The organism is Pseudomonas extremorientalis, assembly GCF_001870465.1.
Lineage (GTDB): Bacteria > Pseudomonadota > Gammaproteobacteria > Pseudomonadales > Pseudomonadaceae > Aquipseudomonas > Aquipseudomonas extremorientalis.
In genome coordinates this window covers 302,487-319,047 of the sequence record NZ_MDGK01000052.1, presented here as the reverse complement: position 1 = coordinate 319,047, position 16,561 = coordinate 302,487, and the positions used below count along the sequence as shown (strand labels likewise).

Annotated in this window: 14 protein-coding genes; 11 read left to right on the top strand and 3 right to left on the bottom strand. The window is 62.1% G+C overall.

Annotated features, from left to right (window positions below):
- The 5 genes from BFN10_RS20605 to BFN10_RS20585 all read left to right on the top strand — a co-directional run.
- On the top strand, positions 1-394 hold a 394-nt coding region (locus tag BFN10_RS20605; RefSeq protein WP_244159043.1), incomplete at its 5' end, for a LysR substrate-binding domain-containing protein.
- A gap of 215 nt (positions 395-609) precedes the next feature.
- Entirely contained in the window at positions 610-1,584 is a 975-nt protein-coding gene (locus BFN10_RS20600; protein WP_071491201.1) for a 2-hydroxyacid dehydrogenase, read from the top strand.
- 86 nt (positions 1,585-1,670) lie between these two features.
- Entirely contained in the window at positions 1,671-2,573 is a 903-nt protein-coding gene (locus BFN10_RS20595; RefSeq protein WP_071491200.1) for a chemotaxis protein CheV, read from the top strand.
- The gene (locus BFN10_RS20590) at positions 2,570-3,052 is read left to right on the top strand and encodes a GNAT family N-acetyltransferase (protein WP_071491199.1); all 483 of its coding nucleotides are present in this window, start codon (positions 2,570-2,572) and stop codon (positions 3,050-3,052) included. The genes BFN10_RS20595 and BFN10_RS20590 overlap by 4 nt, the downstream gene beginning before the upstream one ends.
- 108 nt (positions 3,053-3,160) lie before the next feature.
- Positions 3,161-3,904 carry a YkgJ family cysteine cluster protein gene (locus BFN10_RS20585; protein WP_071491198.1) on the top strand — a complete coding sequence of 248 codons (744 nt, stop codon included), beginning with the start codon at positions 3,161-3,163 and terminating at the stop codon, positions 3,902-3,904.
- On the opposite strand, the gene BFN10_RS20580 is transcribed toward BFN10_RS20585, so the two are convergent.
- From BFN10_RS20580 to BFN10_RS20570, 3 genes are all read right to left on the bottom strand, one after another.
- Positions 3,882-5,465 (bottom strand): methyl-accepting chemotaxis protein, encoded by a 1,584-nt coding sequence (locus BFN10_RS20580; protein WP_071491197.1) that lies wholly within the window; start codon positions 5,463-5,465, stop codon positions 3,882-3,884. The genes BFN10_RS20585 and BFN10_RS20580 overlap by 23 nt on opposite strands.
- A gap of 107 nt (positions 5,466-5,572) precedes the next feature.
- On the bottom strand, positions 5,573-6,343 hold the full coding sequence (locus BFN10_RS20575; protein ID WP_071491196.1) for a transporter substrate-binding domain-containing protein: 771 nt from the start codon (positions 6,341-6,343) through the stop codon (positions 5,573-5,575).
- A 165-nt stretch (positions 6,344-6,508) separates the two neighbouring features.
- Positions 6,509-6,742 carry a hypothetical protein gene (locus BFN10_RS20570; protein WP_071491195.1) on the bottom strand — a complete coding sequence of 78 codons (234 nt, stop codon included), beginning with the start codon at positions 6,740-6,742 and terminating at the stop codon, positions 6,509-6,511.
- A gap of 214 nt (positions 6,743-6,956) precedes the next feature.
- Between BFN10_RS20570 and BFN10_RS20565 the strand changes: the two genes are divergently transcribed.
- The 6 genes from BFN10_RS20565 (at position 6,957) to BFN10_RS20540 (ending at position 16,438) form a co-directional block, all read left to right on the top strand.
- A complete protein-coding gene (locus BFN10_RS20565) occupies positions 6,957-8,123 on the top strand; it encodes an efflux RND transporter periplasmic adaptor subunit (protein ID WP_071491194.1) in 1,167 nt (388 codons plus the stop codon).
- Entirely contained in the window at positions 8,120-11,209 is a 3,090-nt protein-coding gene (locus BFN10_RS20560; protein WP_071491193.1) for a multidrug efflux RND transporter permease subunit, read from the top strand. Before BFN10_RS20565 ends, BFN10_RS20560 begins: the two co-directional genes overlap by 4 nt.
- Positions 11,210-11,234: 25 nt before the next feature.
- Positions 11,235-11,912 carry a heavy metal response regulator transcription factor gene (locus tag BFN10_RS20555; protein ID WP_071491192.1) on the top strand — a complete coding sequence of 226 codons (678 nt, stop codon included), beginning with the start codon at positions 11,235-11,237 and terminating at the stop codon, positions 11,910-11,912.
- Entirely contained in the window at positions 11,902-13,266 is a 1,365-nt protein-coding gene (locus tag BFN10_RS20550) for a heavy metal sensor histidine kinase (RefSeq protein WP_071491191.1), read from the top strand. Before BFN10_RS20555 ends, BFN10_RS20550 begins: the two co-directional genes overlap by 11 nt.
- A gap of 269 nt (positions 13,267-13,535) precedes the next feature.
- Positions 13,536-14,858: an OprD family porin gene (locus BFN10_RS20545; RefSeq protein ID WP_071491190.1), complete on the top strand. Its 1,323-nt coding sequence runs from the start codon at positions 13,536-13,538 to the stop codon at positions 14,856-14,858.
- Between the two features lie 86 nt (positions 14,859-14,944).
- Positions 14,945-16,438, top strand: a complete 1,494-nt coding sequence (locus BFN10_RS20540; protein WP_071491189.1) for a GGDEF domain-containing protein — start codon at positions 14,945-14,947, stop codon at positions 16,436-16,438.
- Positions 16,439-16,561: the final 123 nt, after the last annotated feature.

Here is a 16,561-nt window from a genome sequence, read left to right as displayed (position 1 = left end):
CCTGGTCAGCCCGGTGATCCAGCTCGACAAGTGGACCTTCAACGGCCCCGAAGGCCAGGAAAGCGTGGCAATCAATACCTCGCCGTTCCTGGTGAACTCGGCCGACGCGATGAAAACCGCGATCACTAGCGGCATGGGCATTGGTCTGTTGCCGGTGTACGCGGCCATCGAGGGCCTGCGCAACGGCACCCTGGTGCGGGTCATGCCCAACTACCGTTCCCAGGAGTTGAACCTGTACGCCATCTATCCTTCGCGCCAATACCTGGATGCGAAAATCAAGACCTGGGTGGAATACCTGCGCGGCTCGCTGCCGGAGATTCTGGCGGCGCACCAGGCGGAACTGGTGGCGTATGAACTGAGTGGCAGCCTCAGCGGTGCGCGCCTGGCGAACTGATCTCTCCCAGGTGATATAGATCAAATGTGGGAGGGAGCTTGCTCCCGATAGCGGTGCGTCAGTCACCAGATGTGTTGACCGGTCCACTGCCATCGGGGGCAAGCCCCCTCCCACACTTGGTCCGGTGCTCACATGGATAAAGTGACGTCCTGACAACTGTCGGCAGGAATGTTAGCGTGCTTGGCATTCTCCCGTAGTCGATGAGCCCGCCTGCAATGAAAAAGACTGTCCTCGCCTTCAGCCGCGTCACCCCGGCAATGATCGAACGCCTGCAACAGGATTTCGAGGTGATCGCGCCCAACCCCAAGCTGGGTGACATCAACGCTCAATTCAATGAAGCCCTGCCCCACGCCCACGGCCTGATCGGTGTGGGCCGCAAGCTGGGGCGCGAGCAGTTGCAAGGCGCAAGCAAGCTGGAAGTGGTGTCCAGCGTGTCGGTGGGTTACGACAACTACGACGTGGCGTACTTCAACGAGCGCGGAATCATGCTCACCAACACCCCGGATGTACTCACCGAAAGCACCGCCGACCTGGCCTTCGCCCTGCTGATGAGCAGCGCTCGCCGGGTGGCCGAGCTGGACGCCTGGACCAAGGCCGGCCAGTGGAAAGCCAGTGTCGGTGCGCCGTTGTTCGGTTGCGATGTGCACGGCAAGACCCTGGGCATCGTCGGCATGGGCAATATCGGCGCGGCCGTGGCCCGGCGTGGACGCCTGGGCTTCAACATGCCGATCCTGTACAGCGGCAACAGCCGCAAGCCGGTGCTGGAGCAGGAGTTGGGCGCACAGTTGCGCAGCCTGGACGCGCTGCTGGCCGAGGCGGATTTCGTGTGCCTGGTGGTGCCGTTGAGCGACAAGACCCGGCACCTGATCAGCACCCGCGAGTTGGGGCTGATGAAGTCCAGCGCGATCCTGATCAATATTTCCCGCGGCCCGGTGGTAGACGAACCGGCGCTGATCGAAGCCCTGCAAAGCCAGCGTATCCGTGGCGCCGGCCTGGATGTGTATGAGCAAGAGCCACTGGCCGAATCGCCGCTGTTCCAACTGAGCAATGCCGTGACGCTGCCGCACATCGGCTCGGCCACCCATGAAACCCGCGAAGCCATGGCCAACCGTGCCCTGGACAACCTGCGCAGCGCCCTGCTGGGCCAGCGTCCGCAGGACCTGGTGAACCCGCAGGTGTGGAAGGAATGATTTTAGCGGCCCATGCCCCTAAAGCATGGGCCGCTCAAGTCGATAACCTTCCATAGATCGTCATCCCTGATCCACAGAAGGTTTTTATGCCCACCACCAAAGCCCGCGCAGACTCACTCTCGCTTCTGCTCTTTACCTTGCGCAGCGGCAAGCTGATGGCGATCAACCTGCTGAAAGTCAGCGAAATCATCCCGTGCCCGCCGCTGACCAAGCTGCCGGAGTCCCACCCGCATGTGAAAGGCATCGCCACTCTGCGCGGCAACTCGCTGGCGGTGATCGACCTGAGCCGCGCCCTCGGCGAAATGCCCCTGGCAGACCCGGACGGTGGCTGCCTGATCGTCACCGACGTGAGCCGCTCCAAACAGGGGTTGCATGTGCAGGCGGTGAGCAAGATCGTGCATTGCCTGACCACCGACATCCGTCCGCCGCCCTACGGCTCCGGCGGTAACCGTGCGTTTATCACCGGGGTGACCCAGGTGGAAGGCGGCCTGGTGCAGGTGCTGGATATCGAAAAAGTCATCCATGGCATCGCACCGGCGCCAATCGAAGCGGCGCCCACCGACTTGACCATGGAAGAGGCCGAAGTGCTGGGCAATGCGCGCATCCTGGTGGTGGACGACAGCCAGGTCGCGCTGCAGCAATCGGTACACACCCTGCGCAACCTCGGCCTCACTTGCCATACCGCACGCAGCGCCAAGGAAGCCATCGATGTGCTGCTGGAGCTGCAAGGCACAGCCGAGCAGATCAATGTGGTGGTGTCGGACATCGAGATGTCGGAAATGGACGGCTACGCCCTCACCCGCACCCTGCGCGAAACCCCGGACTTCCAGCACCTCTATATCTTGCTGCACACCTCCCTGGACAGCGCGATGAACAGCGAAAAAGCCCGGCTGGCCGGCGCCGATGCGGTGCTCACCAAGTTCTCTTCGCCCGAGTTGACCAAGTGCCTGGTAGTGGCCGCTCAAACCGTGGCGCAAAAAGGCCTGTGAGCGAATACTTCCAACTGCTGCGCCGCGACCTCACCGGCAGCCTGCCTGCCCCGCTGTGGCCCGCGGATACACAGTTGGATCATTATCGTGACGAGCTTGCACCAGCGATTCATGCGGTATTGCGCATGACCCAGGACCAGGGCGGCGGCCGCGTTCCCCACCTGGAAACCTGGCAGCGCCAATTCACCACCGACGCCGAGTTCGACCCCACGCTGTGCCTGGTGGCGAGCAACCACGAAGGCATTCTCGCCGTCGCGCAATGCTGGACCAGCGCATTCATCAAGAACCTCTCCGTTCACCCTTGCGCCCAGGGCCAGGGGCTGGGCCGCGCCTTGTTGCTGCACAGCTTCCAGGTGTTCAAGCAGCGCGGCGAGCCCTATGTGGACCTCAAGGTATTGGAAAGCAACCTGCGCGCTCGGCAGTTGTATGAGAGCGCAGGCATGAGATTTGTCCTACGCGATGTAGTGACAGAGGACTGACAGGCACTGGCGTGCAACTTGCTTCCACAGAGACAAAACGGTGAACAGAGGTAAAAACCCGTCACCGTTCTTGCGTGCCCTCTGACCTAGCCTGGTGACAGATCTGCCATGAACACTCAATTTTCCTGCGTAGGTTGCGGCAAATGCTGCTCCGATCATCACGTCCCCCTGACCCTCGAAGAAGCCCGCCAGTGGGCGGCCGACGGCGGCAGCGTCATCGTCCTGGTGGAAGGTTTCCTCGGTAATGGCCTGGGCCTGCCCCTGCAACAACGCGAACATGCCGAACGCCGTTCGGTGGTCGTGCCCAGCGGCAACACCGAGGCGTTTGTAGCAATCACCTTTGCCGCCTACAACGCCGGCCCCTGCCGGAATCTTGACGAGGACAACCGCTGCCGTATCTATGAGCGTCGCCCGCTGGTGTGCCGCATCTACCCGATGGAGATCAATCCGCATATCCCGTTGAACCCCGCCGCCAAGGATTGCCCACCGGAGTCCTGGGAACAGGGGCCGGAACTGATCGTGGGCGGCCAGCTGATGGACCCTGAACTGGCGCAGTTGATCCAGCGCTCACGTCAGGCCGACCGTGATGATGTGCAGACCAAAGAAGCGGTGTGCGCCTTGCTCGGCATTCGCACTACAGCGCTCAAGGGGGATGGGTTTACCGCTTACCTGCCGGACATGGGCGCGTTTGCCCAAGCGATCGAGTTGGCGGTGGGTCAGCCGTCCGTGGCCAATGAATGGGTGTTCCATGTGTCGGGGATGGACATCGCCGAGCAAGTGCTGGATGCCGGGGCGCAGATTGCCACCGAAGTGCCGGCCAACTATGCGTTTATCTCGTTACGCGCGGCCTAGACCAGAACTCCCGCGCCAACTGCCGTAGATCCTCCGCCAGTGCGGCCACATCGCTTGAACTGAGCTGGCTCTGCTGCCCAGCACTGACGGTGGCCTCCCCGGCATCACGGATGCCGACGATGTTGCGATTGATGTCCTCGCTCACCGTGCTCTGCTCCTCCACGGCGGTCGCAATCTGCTGGCTCATGGCGGTGATTTGCGTGACGCGCTGGCTGATGCCATCCAGTGCGGCGGCGGCCCGCTGCGCCTGTTTGACGCTGGCGTCGACATGCTCGCCACTGTGCGCCATGGCCTGCACCGCGTCCCGTGCGCCGCCTTGCAGGGTGCTGATCATGCGCTGGATTTCATCGGTCGATTGCTGGGTGCGCTGGGCCAGGCCGCGCACTTCATCGGCCACCACCGCAAACCCGCGCCCCTGCTCACCGGCCCGCGCCGCTTCGATAGCCGCGTTCAGGGCCAGCAGGTTGGTCTGCTCGGCAATCGTGCGGATCACTTCCAGCACGCTGCTGATTTCACCGCTGTGGTTTTCCAACTGGTGGATAACCTCCGTGGCCCGCGCCAGCTCCTGGGACAAGCGCAACACCGCATCACGACTTTCATCCACACGCAGGTGACCTTCACGGGTTTCGTTGCCGGCCTGGTCGGCCGCCTTGGACGCCTGCTGGGCATGGTTGGCCATTTCGGCCACGCTGGCGGCCATCTGGTGAATGGCTGCCGCCACCTGGTCAGTCCGGGTCTGCTGGCCAAGGCTGCTGGCGTGACTGTTGTCGAGGTGCTGCACCAACCGTGCAGCGTGGCCGGAGAGGCGCTGGGAGGCATCGTCTATACGCCCTACCACTGCGCCGACCTGGGCTTCGAGCATGTGCAGGGCGAACTCGATCTGCCCGCACTCGTCGCGGCGCCCGGTGTAGATCGCCTGGCTCAGCGGGTTGTCGGCCACCCGGCGCGCGCGCTTTTGCAGTTCAGCCAAGGGCCGCAACATCAGCCGCACGCCAGCCGCCCCCACCGCACAGCCCGACACCAACGCCAGTAACTGCCAGACCGGCGCGGAGTCCGTCAGGCCCAAGCCCAAGGCCCAGGTCACCGCGCAAGTGGCGATGCCCCATGCCGACAGTTTCACGCCCATGCCAACGACCGGCCAGGACAGCCGCTTGCCCGCTCGCAAGCGCGCATACATCCGCTCCGCCACCGCGATCATGCGCGCATCCGGCTTGATACGCACCGATTGATACTCCACGGTCGCGCCCTCTCGGGTCACCGGCGTGGCATACGCGCTGACCCAATAGTGGTCACCGTTTTTGCAGCGGTTTTTCACCATGCCCATCCACGACCGGCCACTCTTGAGGGTTTGCCACATATGGGCGAATGCCTCGGCCGGCATGTCCGGATGCCGCAGGACGTTGTGCGGCGCACCCAACAGTTCGTCACGGCTGTAGCCGCTGATATCGATGAAGTCCTGGTTGGCGTAGGTAATCGCGCTGGTCAGGTCGGTGGTCGAAAGGATGTTGGCGTCGGGGGCAAAGTCCACATTCCGACCGGTGACCGGCAGATTGATCTTCATGGAGAAGTGCGCTCGTGATTGTTGGGGGAGTCGGCAGGGCGTCGACTCTAAGCGCACCGAGGGGGCAAATACTGATCCAGCTCATGTTCCGCGCAATTAATTAGCCATCACGGCCGGTCCAGATGATAAGGCGCGACGATCCGCTGGTATTCGCCATTGTGCTTGAGCTGTTCAAGCGCACGATTCAGCTCGACACGCAGCGCCGTGTCGGTATTGCGCAGCGCAATCGCAACACCATTGCCTAACAGCTCAGCACAAACGGCGGGCCCCAGAAAGTCGAAATCCTGGCCGGCAGCCGTGTCGAGCAGGGCCTCGCGAATTTCCACAGTGCCCTGCAGGGTCGCATCGATATCGCCTGTCACCAGGCTGCGGACCAGCTCGTCGTTGAGCCAGAAACTCTTGATAATCACGCCTTCGCGCGCCCATTGCGAACGAACAAAGGCTTCGCGATTACTGCCCAGCAATACGCCCACTCGCTTGCCCTTGAGCGACCTTGGTGTCGGCATCAGGCCCGAGCTTCGACGGGCGACAAGGCGCGTGGTAAAGGGGTAGAGGTTGTCGGTGAAACTGACCCAACGCCGGCGCAGGGGTGTAGGGGCAATGCCCATGATTGCATCGAATTGCCGCGCTTCAAGACGTCCGAAGTTTTCGACCAGCACCTGGTCGACCCAGGTACAGCGAACATTCAACTGCTGGCAAAGGGCGTTGCCCAACTCGATATTCAAGCCGACCAACTGCCCTTGCGGGTTGCGGCTCTGGAAGGGAGGAAATTGCGCGGCAACGGCGAAGCGGATTTCGCGTCGAGGTTGATCAAGGCCTGCAACGGCATCCACCGCAAGCAACAGGACAAACGCTACACAGAGGTGTATCAGGGCCACAGGAAACGTCCTTTTCCGGAAAGAGCGCCCTCCGCTGCTCCCTGTGGAAAAACCAGGGGTGCAGCGGAAGCTGTGCAAGCTTTCAAGAAACGGTCGCGGGCCTACAAGAAGAAATAGCGACTGGAGCTGTAGGCAACATCCCGCAAATATTACAGTGGATTAATCTTAACGTTTACCCATGGAACGGCGGGTGCCCGGTGGCGCCATGCCCGGGGTCTTGGTGTGGCCATTCTTGGCACCGTTCTTGTACCAGGGCTGGGCGGCATTCTTGGCCCCGACCAGCTCACCCGGCTTGAAGGGGAATTTGAACGCCGGGATCTCGGCTTTTTCAACGCCTTCGGCGCTGGCCGGATCGACGAGGTCGGCCGCTTCAACAGGGGGTTGTGTCGGGGAAGTCATGGAAGCTCCGGAGCGTGCAAGAAATGACGCGGGGCCGGCTTGCGGGCCACGCTGGCGCGCAGTATACCTGCCCGCCTCGGATCTTTAACCACCACCTGTACGAATGGTCTGCCTTTACTGACAGCGCCGTCAGTTAGCAGTCACCTTGCTGACCGGGTTGGCAGGCTATAAAGGCCTCACACACTTCCAATCCTTTGCCCTGGCGCCTCACCCCATGCACATTCAACGCAAAACCGCCCTGATCGTGGCTGTCCTCGTAGTGTTGGCTGTTGCAGCCTGGACCTTGACCCGTCCAGCCAAAGCCAGACTGGCGGCGCCCACGGCGATTCCGGTGCGGGTGGTGAGCGTGGCGCAACAGGATGTTCCGCGTTTTGTCAGCGGGATCGGTTCGGTGCTGTCACTGCACAGCGTGGTGATTCGCCCGCAGGTGGACGGCATCCTCACTAAATTGCTGGTCAAGGAAGGCCAACGGGTCAAGGCCGGCGACCTGCTGGCGACCATCGATGACCGCTCGATCCGCGCCAACCTCGACCAGGCCAAGGCGCAACTGGGCGAAAGCCAGGCGCAGTTGCAGGTGGCGCTGGTCAACCTCAAGCGCTACAAGGCATTGAGCGTCGATGACGGCGTGTCCAAGCAGACCTATGACCAGCAACAAGCATTGGTCAACCAGCTCAAGGCCACCGCCCAGGGCAACCAGGCCGCCATCGATTCGGCCCAGGTGCAACTTTCCTACACCCAGATTCGCTCACCGGTCAGCGGCCGCGTGGGTATTCGCACCGTGGATGAAGGCAACTTCCTGCGCACAGCCGATACCCAGGGCCTGTTTTCCGTGACCCAGATCGACCCGATTGCCGTCGAGTTCTCCCTGCCGCAACAGATGTTGCCCACCCTGCAAGGCCTGATCGCGGCGCCCACCCCGGCCAGCGTCGACGCCTACCTGGGCGCTGATACCGACGGCCAGACCGGCGATTTGCTCGGCGAAGGCCATTTGAGCCTGATCGACAACCAGATCAGCTCCACCACCGGCACCCTGCGCGCCAAGGCCGAGTTCAACAACGCTTCACAGCGCCTGTGGCCGGGGCAACTGGTGACCATCAAGATCCAGACCGCCCTCGACAAAAACGCCTTGGTCGTTCCACCGACCGTGGTGCAGCGCGGCCTGGATTCGCACTTCGTGTACCGGGTCAACGGCGACAAGGTCGAGGTGGTGCCGGTGCAGGTGACGTACCAGGACAGCGACCTCAATATCATCAAGGGCGTGCAGGCCGGGGATGTGCTGGTCAGTGACGGCCAGTCGCGGCTCAAGGCCGGCGCGCAGGTTGAGGTACTCAAGGACCCGCCGCAGGTCATCCAGACCGTCGATGCCAAGGTGCAGCCATGAGCCGTTCGCCGTCAGCCTGGTGTGTCGACCACCCGGTCGCCACCCTGCTGCTGACCTTCGCCCTGGTGCTGCTCGGGCTGATTGCCTTCCCGCGCCTGGCCATCGCCCCACTGCCTGAAGCGGAGTTTCCGACCATCCAGGTGACCGCCACCCTGCCCGGCGCCAGCCCGGACACCATGGCCTCGTCCGTCGCCACGCCATTGGAGGTGCAATTCAGCGCTATCCCCGGCATGACCCAAATGACCTCCAGCAGTGCATTGGGCTCCAGCCTGCTGACCCTGCAATTCACCCTGGACAAGAGCATCGACACCGCCGCCCAGGAAGTGCAGGCGGCGATCAACACCGCGTCCGGCAAGCTGCCCAGCGATATGCCGAGCCTGCCGACCTGGAAAAAGGTCAACCCGGCGGACAGCCCGGTACTGATCCTCAGCGTCAGTTCCAACAGCATGCCCAGCACCGAGCTGAGCGACTACGTGGAAACCCTGTTGGCCCGACAGATCAGCCAGATCGACGGCGTTGGCCAGATCAACATCACCGGCCAGCAACGCCCGGCGATCCGCGTGCAGGCGTCCCCGGATAAACTCGCCGCCATCGGCCTGACCCTCGCCGATATCCGCCTGGCCATCCAGCAATCGAGCCTCAACCTGGCCAAGGGCGCGATCTACGGCGAGAACAGCGTGTCGACCCTGTCGACCAACGACCAGTTGTTCCACCCGGAGGACTACGCGCAGTTGATCGTGTCCTACAAGGACGGCGCACCGGTTCAACTGCGCGATATCGCCAAAGTCATCAATGGCTCGGAAAACGCCTACGTGCAGGCCTGGTCCGGCGACACGCCTGGGGTCAACCTGGTGATTTCGCGCCAGCCGGGCGCAAACATCGTCGAGACCGTCGACCGTATCCAGGCCGAGCTGCCGCGTCTGCAAGCCATGCTGCCGGCGTCGGTGCAGGTCAGCGTGTTGACCGACCGCACCAAGACCATCCGCGCCTCCTTGCACGAAGTGGAAGTCACCTTGCTGATCGCCATCCTGCTGGTGGTGGCGGTGATGGCGCTGTTCCTGCGCCAATTGTCGGCGACGCTGATTGTGTCCAGTGTGCTGGGCGTGTCGCTGGTCGCCAGTTTTGCGCTGATGTACCTGATGGGCTTCAGCCTGAACAACCTCACGCTGGTGGCGATCGTGATCGCCGTGGGCTTTGTGGTGGACGATGCCATCGTGGTGGTGGAGAACATTCACCGTCATCTGGAGGCGGGCCTCGACAAGCGCGAAGCGGCGATCAAGGGCGCCGGTGAAATCGGCTTTACTGTGGTGTCCATCAGCTTCTCGCTGGTGGCGGCATTCATTCCGCTGCTGTTCATGGGCGGCGTGGTCGGACGGCTGTTCAAGGAATTCGCGCTGACAGCCACCTCGACCATCCTGATTTCGGTGGTGGTATCACTGACCCTGGCGCCGACCCTCGCCGCGCTGTTCATGCGCGCGCCCACCCATCACGCCCACGACAAACCAGGTTTCAGCGAGCGCCTGTTGGCCGGCTATGCGCGCAACCTGCGCCGCGCCCTGGCCCATCAACGCACCATGGCAGCGATCTTTGTGATAACCCTGGCCCTGGCCGTGGTCGGCTATGTGTTTATCCCCAAGGGTTTCTTCCCGGTGCAGGACACCGGCTTTGTACTCGGCACCAGTGAAGCGGCGGCCGACGTGTCGTACCCGGACATGGTCGCCAAGCACAAGGCCCTGGCCGAGATCGTCAAGGCCGACCCGGCGGTGCAAGCGTTCTCGCATTCAGTGGGGGTGACCGGCAGCAACCAGACCATTGCCAACGGGCGTTTCTGGATCGCCTTGAAGGATCGCGGTGATCGCGATGTGTCCGCCAGCCAGTTCATTGATCGCATCCGCCCGAAACTGGCCAAGGTGCCCGGCATCGTGCTGTACCTGCGTGCCGGTCAGGACATCAACTTGAGTTCCGGCCCCAGCCGCGCCCAGTACCAATACGTGCTCAAGAGTAATGACGGCGCGACGCTGAATACCTGGACCCAGCGCCTCACCGAAAAACTGCGCGCCAACCCGGCCTTTCGCGACCTGTCCAACGACCTGCAACTGGGCGGCAGCATCACCCACATCAGCATCGACCGTCAGGCCGCCGCACGCTTTGGCCTGACCGCCACCGATGTGGACCAGGCGCTGTACGACGCCTTCGGCCAACGCCAGATCAACGAGTTCCAGACCGAAATCAACCAGTACCAGGTGGTGCTGGAACTGGACACGCAACAACGCGGCAAGGCCGAAAGCCTGAACTATTTCTACCTGCGCTCGCCGCTGACCAACGAGATGGTGCCGCTGTCGGCGCTGGCCAAAGTCGATCCACCGACGGTGGGGCCGCTTTCCATCAGCCATGACGGCATGTTCCCGGCCGCCAACCTGTCGTTCAACCTGGCGCCGGGCGTGGCGCTGGGCGATGCGGTGATCATGCTCAACCAGGCCAAGAATGAAATCGGCATGCCAACTACCATCATCGGCAACTTCCAGGGCGCGGCCCAGGCGTTCCAGAGCTCCCTGGCCAGCCAACCGTGGCTGATCCTGGCGGCGCTGGTGGCGGTCTACATCATCCTCGGCGTGTTGTACGAGAGTTTCGTGCACCCGCTGACGATTATCTCGACCTTGCCATCCGCCGGGTTGGGCGCACTGATCATGCTGTCGCTGATGGGCCAGGACTTTTCGATCATGGCCTTGATCGGCCTGGTGCTATTGATCGGTATCGTGAAGAAGAACGGCATCCTGATGATCGACTTCGCCCTTGACGCCCAGCGCGTGCGCGGGCTGGCGCCTGAAGAAGCGATCTACGAAGCCTGCGTCACGCGGTTCCGGCCGATCATCATGACCACCCTCGCCGCCCTGCTCGGCGCGGTGCCGCTGATGCTCGGCGCCGGCCCCGGTGCGGAAATGCGCCAGCCGCTGGGGATCGCGGTGGTCGGCGGCTTGCTGGTGAGCCAAGCGCTGACGCTGTTCACCACGCCGGTCATATACTTGTACCTCGAGAAGTTTTTCCACCGGCCCATACCAACCCCTGCGTTGGCGACCACAGATTGAGGCCCGGCCCTGGAGCAAAAGACTCATGCGCGTCCTGATTATTGAAGATGAAGAGAAAACCGCGGACTACCTGCATCGCGGTCTGACCGAGCAAGGCTATACGGTCGATGTCGCCCGCGAAGGTGTCGAGGGTCTGCACCTGGCGCTGGAGAACGACTATGCGGTGATCGTGCTCGACGTGATGCTGCCCGGCCTCGATGGCTTCGGCGTGTTGCGCGCCTTGCGTGCACGCAAACAGACGCCGGTGATCATGCTGACCGCTCGTGAGCGCGTGGAAGACCGCATTCGCGGCCTGCGCGAAGGCGCCGACGATTACCTGGGCAAGCCGTTTTCCTTCCTGGAACTGGTGGCACGCCTGCAAGCCCTGACCCGCCGCAGCGGCGGGCACGAACCGGTGCAAGTCACCGTCGCCGACCTATGGATCGATCTGATCAGCCGCAAGGCCAGCCGCAACGGCGTGCGCCTGGACCTGACCGCCAAGGAGTTCTCGCTGCTCAGCGTATTGGCGCGACGCCAGGGCGAAATCCTTTCCAAGACGGCGATTGCGGAAATGGTCTGGGACATCAATTTCGACAGCGACGCCAATGTAGTGGAAGTCGCGATCAAGCGCCTGCGCGCCAAGCTCGACGGGCCGTTCGACACCAAGCTGCTGCACACCATCCGGGGCATGGGGTATGTGCTGGAGAGTCGCAATGTCGGCTAACTCCATTGCCTTGCGCCTGAGCGGCATGTTCAGCCTGGTGGCGTTGCTGATCTTCCTGTTGATTGGCGGCGCGCTCTATCAACAGGTGGACCGCAGCCTTGGGCTGCTGCCGGGCGCCGAGCTGGATGCGCGCTACAGCGTGCTCGAATCGTCAGTGAATCGCTTTGGTACGCCGGACCATTGGGTGAAGATCAAGGCCAAGCTCAAGCTGCTGGGTGAGGAAGACAAACGCATCCGCTTTTGGGTGGTGAGCAGCGACCCGAACTACGAGTATGGCAACCCCGATGCGCAGATCCGCGCCTTCGCCGAAGGGCGCACAGGCAAGCGCGACTTGCACCTGGCGGGCTACAAGCACCCGTTCAAGGTGTTGGTGAGTCAGTTCCCGGCCAAGGACCAGCGCCCGCCGCTGCGCTTCATGATCGCCATCGACACCGAGAACTTCCGCGCCACCCAGCATCATTTGCTGGTGGCATTGATCAGCCTGGCCCTTGTAGGCGTGGTGCTGGCGTCGTTGCTGGGGTTCTGGGTGGCGCGCATCGGCCTCAAACCGCTGGGCAAACTCTCGGACGAGGCGCAGAAACTCGCGCCACCGAAGCTCTCCGGGCGCCTGCAACTGTCGCCGTTGCCGCCGGAGTTGAGTCAGTTCGTCAACTCGTTCAACTCCACCCTGGACCGCGTCGAGCAAGCCTATTCGCGCCTGGAGTCGTTCAACGCCGATGTGGCCCATGAACTGCGTTCGCCGCTGACCAACCTGATCGGCCAGACCCAGGTGGCGCTGACCCGTGGGCGCTCGGCCGAGCATTATTTCGAAGTGCTGCAATCGAACCTCGAAGAGCTGGAGCGCCTGCGCTCGATCATCAACGACATGCTGTTCCTCGCCAGCGCCGACCAGGGCAGCAAGGCTACCAAGCTGATCGAAAGCTCCCTGGCTGACGAGGTGGCCACCACTCTCGACTACCTGGACTTCATCCTCGAAGACGCCCAGGTCCAGGTGCAGGTCCACGGGGATGCCGTGGTGCAGATCGAGAAAGCCCACCTGCGCCGCGCACTGATCAACCTGCTGAGCAATGCGGTGCAACACACCGCGCCCGGGCAGGTCATCGCAGTGAACATAGAGATGCAGGAGCATCAGGTCTCGATTGGTGTGACCAACCCCGGCGAAGTGATTGCCAGCGAGCACCTGCCGCGTCTGTTCGAACGCTTTTATCGGGTGGACGCGTCGCGCAGCAACAGCGGGGCCAATCACGGGTTGGGCCTGGCTATCGTCAAGGCGATTGCGTTGATGCATGGCGGCGATGTGTTCGTGCGCAGTGACGGCGGTGGGAATACCTTTGGTATTAGCCTGCCGGTCTAGCACCATGACTGTTGCGATTTGGGCAACAGTCATTATCTTGTTACACTCTGTATCGCACCGCTCACCTGCGTTAATTTGACGCATCGATGAGCGCGACGGCAAAGACAGCTTTCCCGCTTACCCGCATTTCCCTCGACTTATTTCCAGGGCTCTACACTGGGAATCTGTCTTAAAGCCGCTGACGTTCAGCGGCTTTTTTTTGCCGTCAAAAAAGGCCAGGCACCCCCAACGACACTGGCCGTTTCCGATTGACCAAAGGAGCTCCACCGGTGAAGAACTCGCTGACGTTCACCCCGTTATTCCTCGCAATAGCCGCAACGATTTCCCCCCTTGCCCACGCGGCAGACACTACCCCCGCCGACGGTTTCGTCAAAGGCGCCCACCTCACTATCAACACCCGCAACTACTACATGAACCGCGACCGGCGCGATATTCACACCGATGACAGCAAGGAGTGGGGCCAGGGTTTCATCGGTATCTTCGAATCCGGCTACACCCAGGGCACCGTCGGCTTCGGCCTGGACGCCCATGCCATGCTCGGCCTCAAGCTCGACGGCGGTGGCGGCACCGATGGTTCCAGCATCCTTCCGTATGGTGGTGGCAACGGCAAGGCACCCGGCTCGTTCTCCACCGCGGGTGGCACCTTGAAAATGCGCGCATTCGATACCGAGCTGAAGGCCGGCGACCTGTTCCTCAATAACCCGGTGATCGCCGGCGGCGCGACACGCATGCTGCCGCAGACCTTCCGTGGCGTGAGCCTGACCAACCACAGTCTCGACGGCTGGATGTTCGAAGGCGGCCAGGCCAGTTTCACCAAGCTCTACAACCAGAGCGGCCATCGCCGCATCGGCACCAGCTACGGCGCGCTGCCCAACACGGCGGACAGCCAGCACCTGAACTGGGCCGGCGTATCGTTCAGCGGCATCGCCGGGCTGACCAGCAACCTCTACGCGTCGGAACTCAAGGACGTGTGGAACCAGTACTACTACGACCTGGACTACACCTACGCACTGAATGACCTGGTCAGCCTCAACCCTGGCCTGCACTACTACCACACCCAGGACACCGGCCAGTCGCTGCTCGGCGCCATCGACAACAACACCTACAGCCTGCATTTCACCGTGGGCGTGGGCAACCACAGCGTCACCGCCACCTACCAGCGGGTCAACGGCAACACGCCATTCGACTACATCGCCCAGGGCGACAGCATCTACCTGGACAACTCCCAGCAGTACTCCGACTTCAACGGCCCCAACGAACGCTCATGGAAGCTCAAGTACGCCTATGACTTCGTCGGCCTCGGCATGCCGGGCCTGACCTCGGCGGTGTCCTACATCAGCGGCAAGACCGACCTGACCAAGGTTGATCCGCAAAGCCGTGGCTACAGCGCCTGGTACAGCGCCGATGGCAAAGATGCCAAGCACTGGGAACGCGACATCGACGTGAAATACGTGGTGCAGGGCGGCAAGGCCAAGGACTTGGCGGTGCGCCTGCAATGGGCGACCAACCGCGGTGGCAATGGCTACGCGGCGGTGGATCGGGATGTGGACGAGTACCGCGTGATCGTCGACTATCCGATCAACGTGTTCTGAGGGGTGATTTTTTCTTTTTAACCAAGTATTTAATTTTCATCGGGTAGAACTAAACTGCCAGCATCCTCACCGCTGAAGTCTGCCCGATGAGTCCACGCCCTGTTCGTACCTCACCCGCACACCCTGAGTTGTTACTGATCCTGGGCAGCGGGCTCAGCGTCGCCCTGATTGTGATCATTGTCGCGGTGCTGTTGATGCGCGAACACGCCAGCACGCTCGAAGCGGCCAAGCGGTCTACCACCAACATCGCCCAATTGATCAATGCCGACGTGCTGCGTAACGTCGAACTGTATGACATGGCGCTCAACGGTCTGATTGCGGCCACGCAACGCGAAGACCTGTCCCAGGTTGCCGCCAATATCCAGCACCTGGTGCAGTTTGATTTGTCCACGGCGGCGCCTTTCAAAGGCGAGGTCCTGCTGCTGGACACCACCGGTACGGTTATCGCCGACTCCTCCACGCTGCGGCCCACGCCGCGTAATTTTGCCAGCCGCGATTATTTCCAGGTGCATGCCAAGGACGCCAACGCCGGCTTGTTTATCAGTCGGCCGTTCAAGGTCCGTTGCGACTGCGACCAGGTCTGGCGCATGGCATTCAGTCGACGTGTGTCGGGCCCCAAGGGAGAGTTTGCCGGGGTGGCGGTTGCGACCATGCGCCTGGCGTATTTCGATCAGCTCTTCAACACCCTGACCATCGGCAACGGCAGCAGCGTCAACCTGCTGAGCAGGAATGGCATTCTCCTGGCCCAGCAGCCGCTGCTCGAACGCGACATGATCGACAAGGACCTCAGTGACCGGCCCAACTTCAAGCGAATACTGCGTGACGGAAGCGGCAGCTTTCAGGCGATCTCTGCCATCAGTGGCAAAGAGCGCCTGTATACCTTTACCAATGTCGGTGAACTGCCGCTGATCGTGGTCGTGGCGCTGTCCAGCGAGGACGTATTCGCGCCCTGGAGTCGCGTGGCACTGCTGACCAGTAGTGCAACCGGAGTGCTCTGTGCCGGTTTGTTGTGGCTGACCTGGATGCTACGCCGGGAACTGCGACGGCGGCGGCGCGCTGAACGGGTACTGTCAGAACTGGCAGCCACCGATGCGTTGACGGGCCTGGCCAACCGCCGCGTGCTGGACGAACGCCTGCGCCTGGAGTGGGACCGCGCCCAACGCTCGACCGAGCCGCTCACGGTGCTGATGATCGATGTGGACCACTTCAAGGCGTTCAACGATCGTCATGGTCATCATGGCGGCGATGAGGCACTACGTAACGTGGCCCAAGTGATCGGTACCAACATCCGCCGCCCGGCCGACTTGGCGGCACGCTATGGCGGTGAAGAGTTTGCGGTGGTGTTGCCGTTGACCGATGCCAAGGGTGCCTGGGTGATCGCCGAGCATATCCGCAGCGGCGTCGAGCACTTGCCGCGGGTGGCCGGGGACGAACAGCCGATTACGGTGAGTATTGGCATGAGTACGTGGGACAAGCGCAGTCGCCAGTCGCTGGAGGCATTGCTGTTGAGTGCGGACCAGGCGTTGTATGAGGCCAAGCACAGCGGAAGAAACCGCATTGCCGATTCAGCAACCCTCTGAATAGTGAATCGGATCTAATGTGGGAGGTGGCTTGCCCCCTCCCACACTTGAACAGTGGCAGAGTCAGAAAAAGTGGGTATAAAAAAAGGCCACCCAAAGGCAGCCTTTCAAAACTAAAGAAAG

Coding starts and splice junctions, on each gene's coding strand:
- BFN10_RS20585 (WP_071491198.1), top strand. CDS start 3,161: ATGAACACTCAATTTTCCTGCGTAGGTTGCGGCAAATGCTGCTCCGAT.
- BFN10_RS20540 (WP_071491189.1), top strand. CDS start 14,945: ATGAGTCCACGCCCTGTTCGTACCTCACCCGCACACCCTGAGTTGTTA.
- BFN10_RS20565 (WP_071491194.1), top strand. CDS start 6,957: ATGCACATTCAACGCAAAACCGCCCTGATCGTGGCTGTCCTCGTAGTG.
- BFN10_RS20550 (WP_071491191.1), top strand. CDS start 11,902: ATGTCGGCTAACTCCATTGCCTTGCGCCTGAGCGGCATGTTCAGCCTG.
- BFN10_RS20595 (WP_071491200.1), top strand. CDS start 1,671: ATGCCCACCACCAAAGCCCGCGCAGACTCACTCTCGCTTCTGCTCTTT.
- BFN10_RS20555 (WP_071491192.1), top strand. CDS start 11,235: ATGCGCGTCCTGATTATTGAAGATGAAGAGAAAACCGCGGACTACCTG.
- BFN10_RS20570 (WP_071491195.1), bottom strand. CDS start 6,742: ATGACTTCCCCGACACAACCCCCTGTTGAAGCGGCCGACCTCGTCGAT.
- BFN10_RS20600 (WP_071491201.1), top strand. CDS start 610: ATGAAAAAGACTGTCCTCGCCTTCAGCCGCGTCACCCCGGCAATGATC.
- BFN10_RS20560 (WP_071491193.1), top strand. CDS start 8,120: ATGAGCCGTTCGCCGTCAGCCTGGTGTGTCGACCACCCGGTCGCCACC.
- BFN10_RS20580 (WP_071491197.1), bottom strand. CDS start 5,465: ATGAAGATCAATCTGCCGGTCACCGGTCGGAATGTGGACTTTGCCCCC.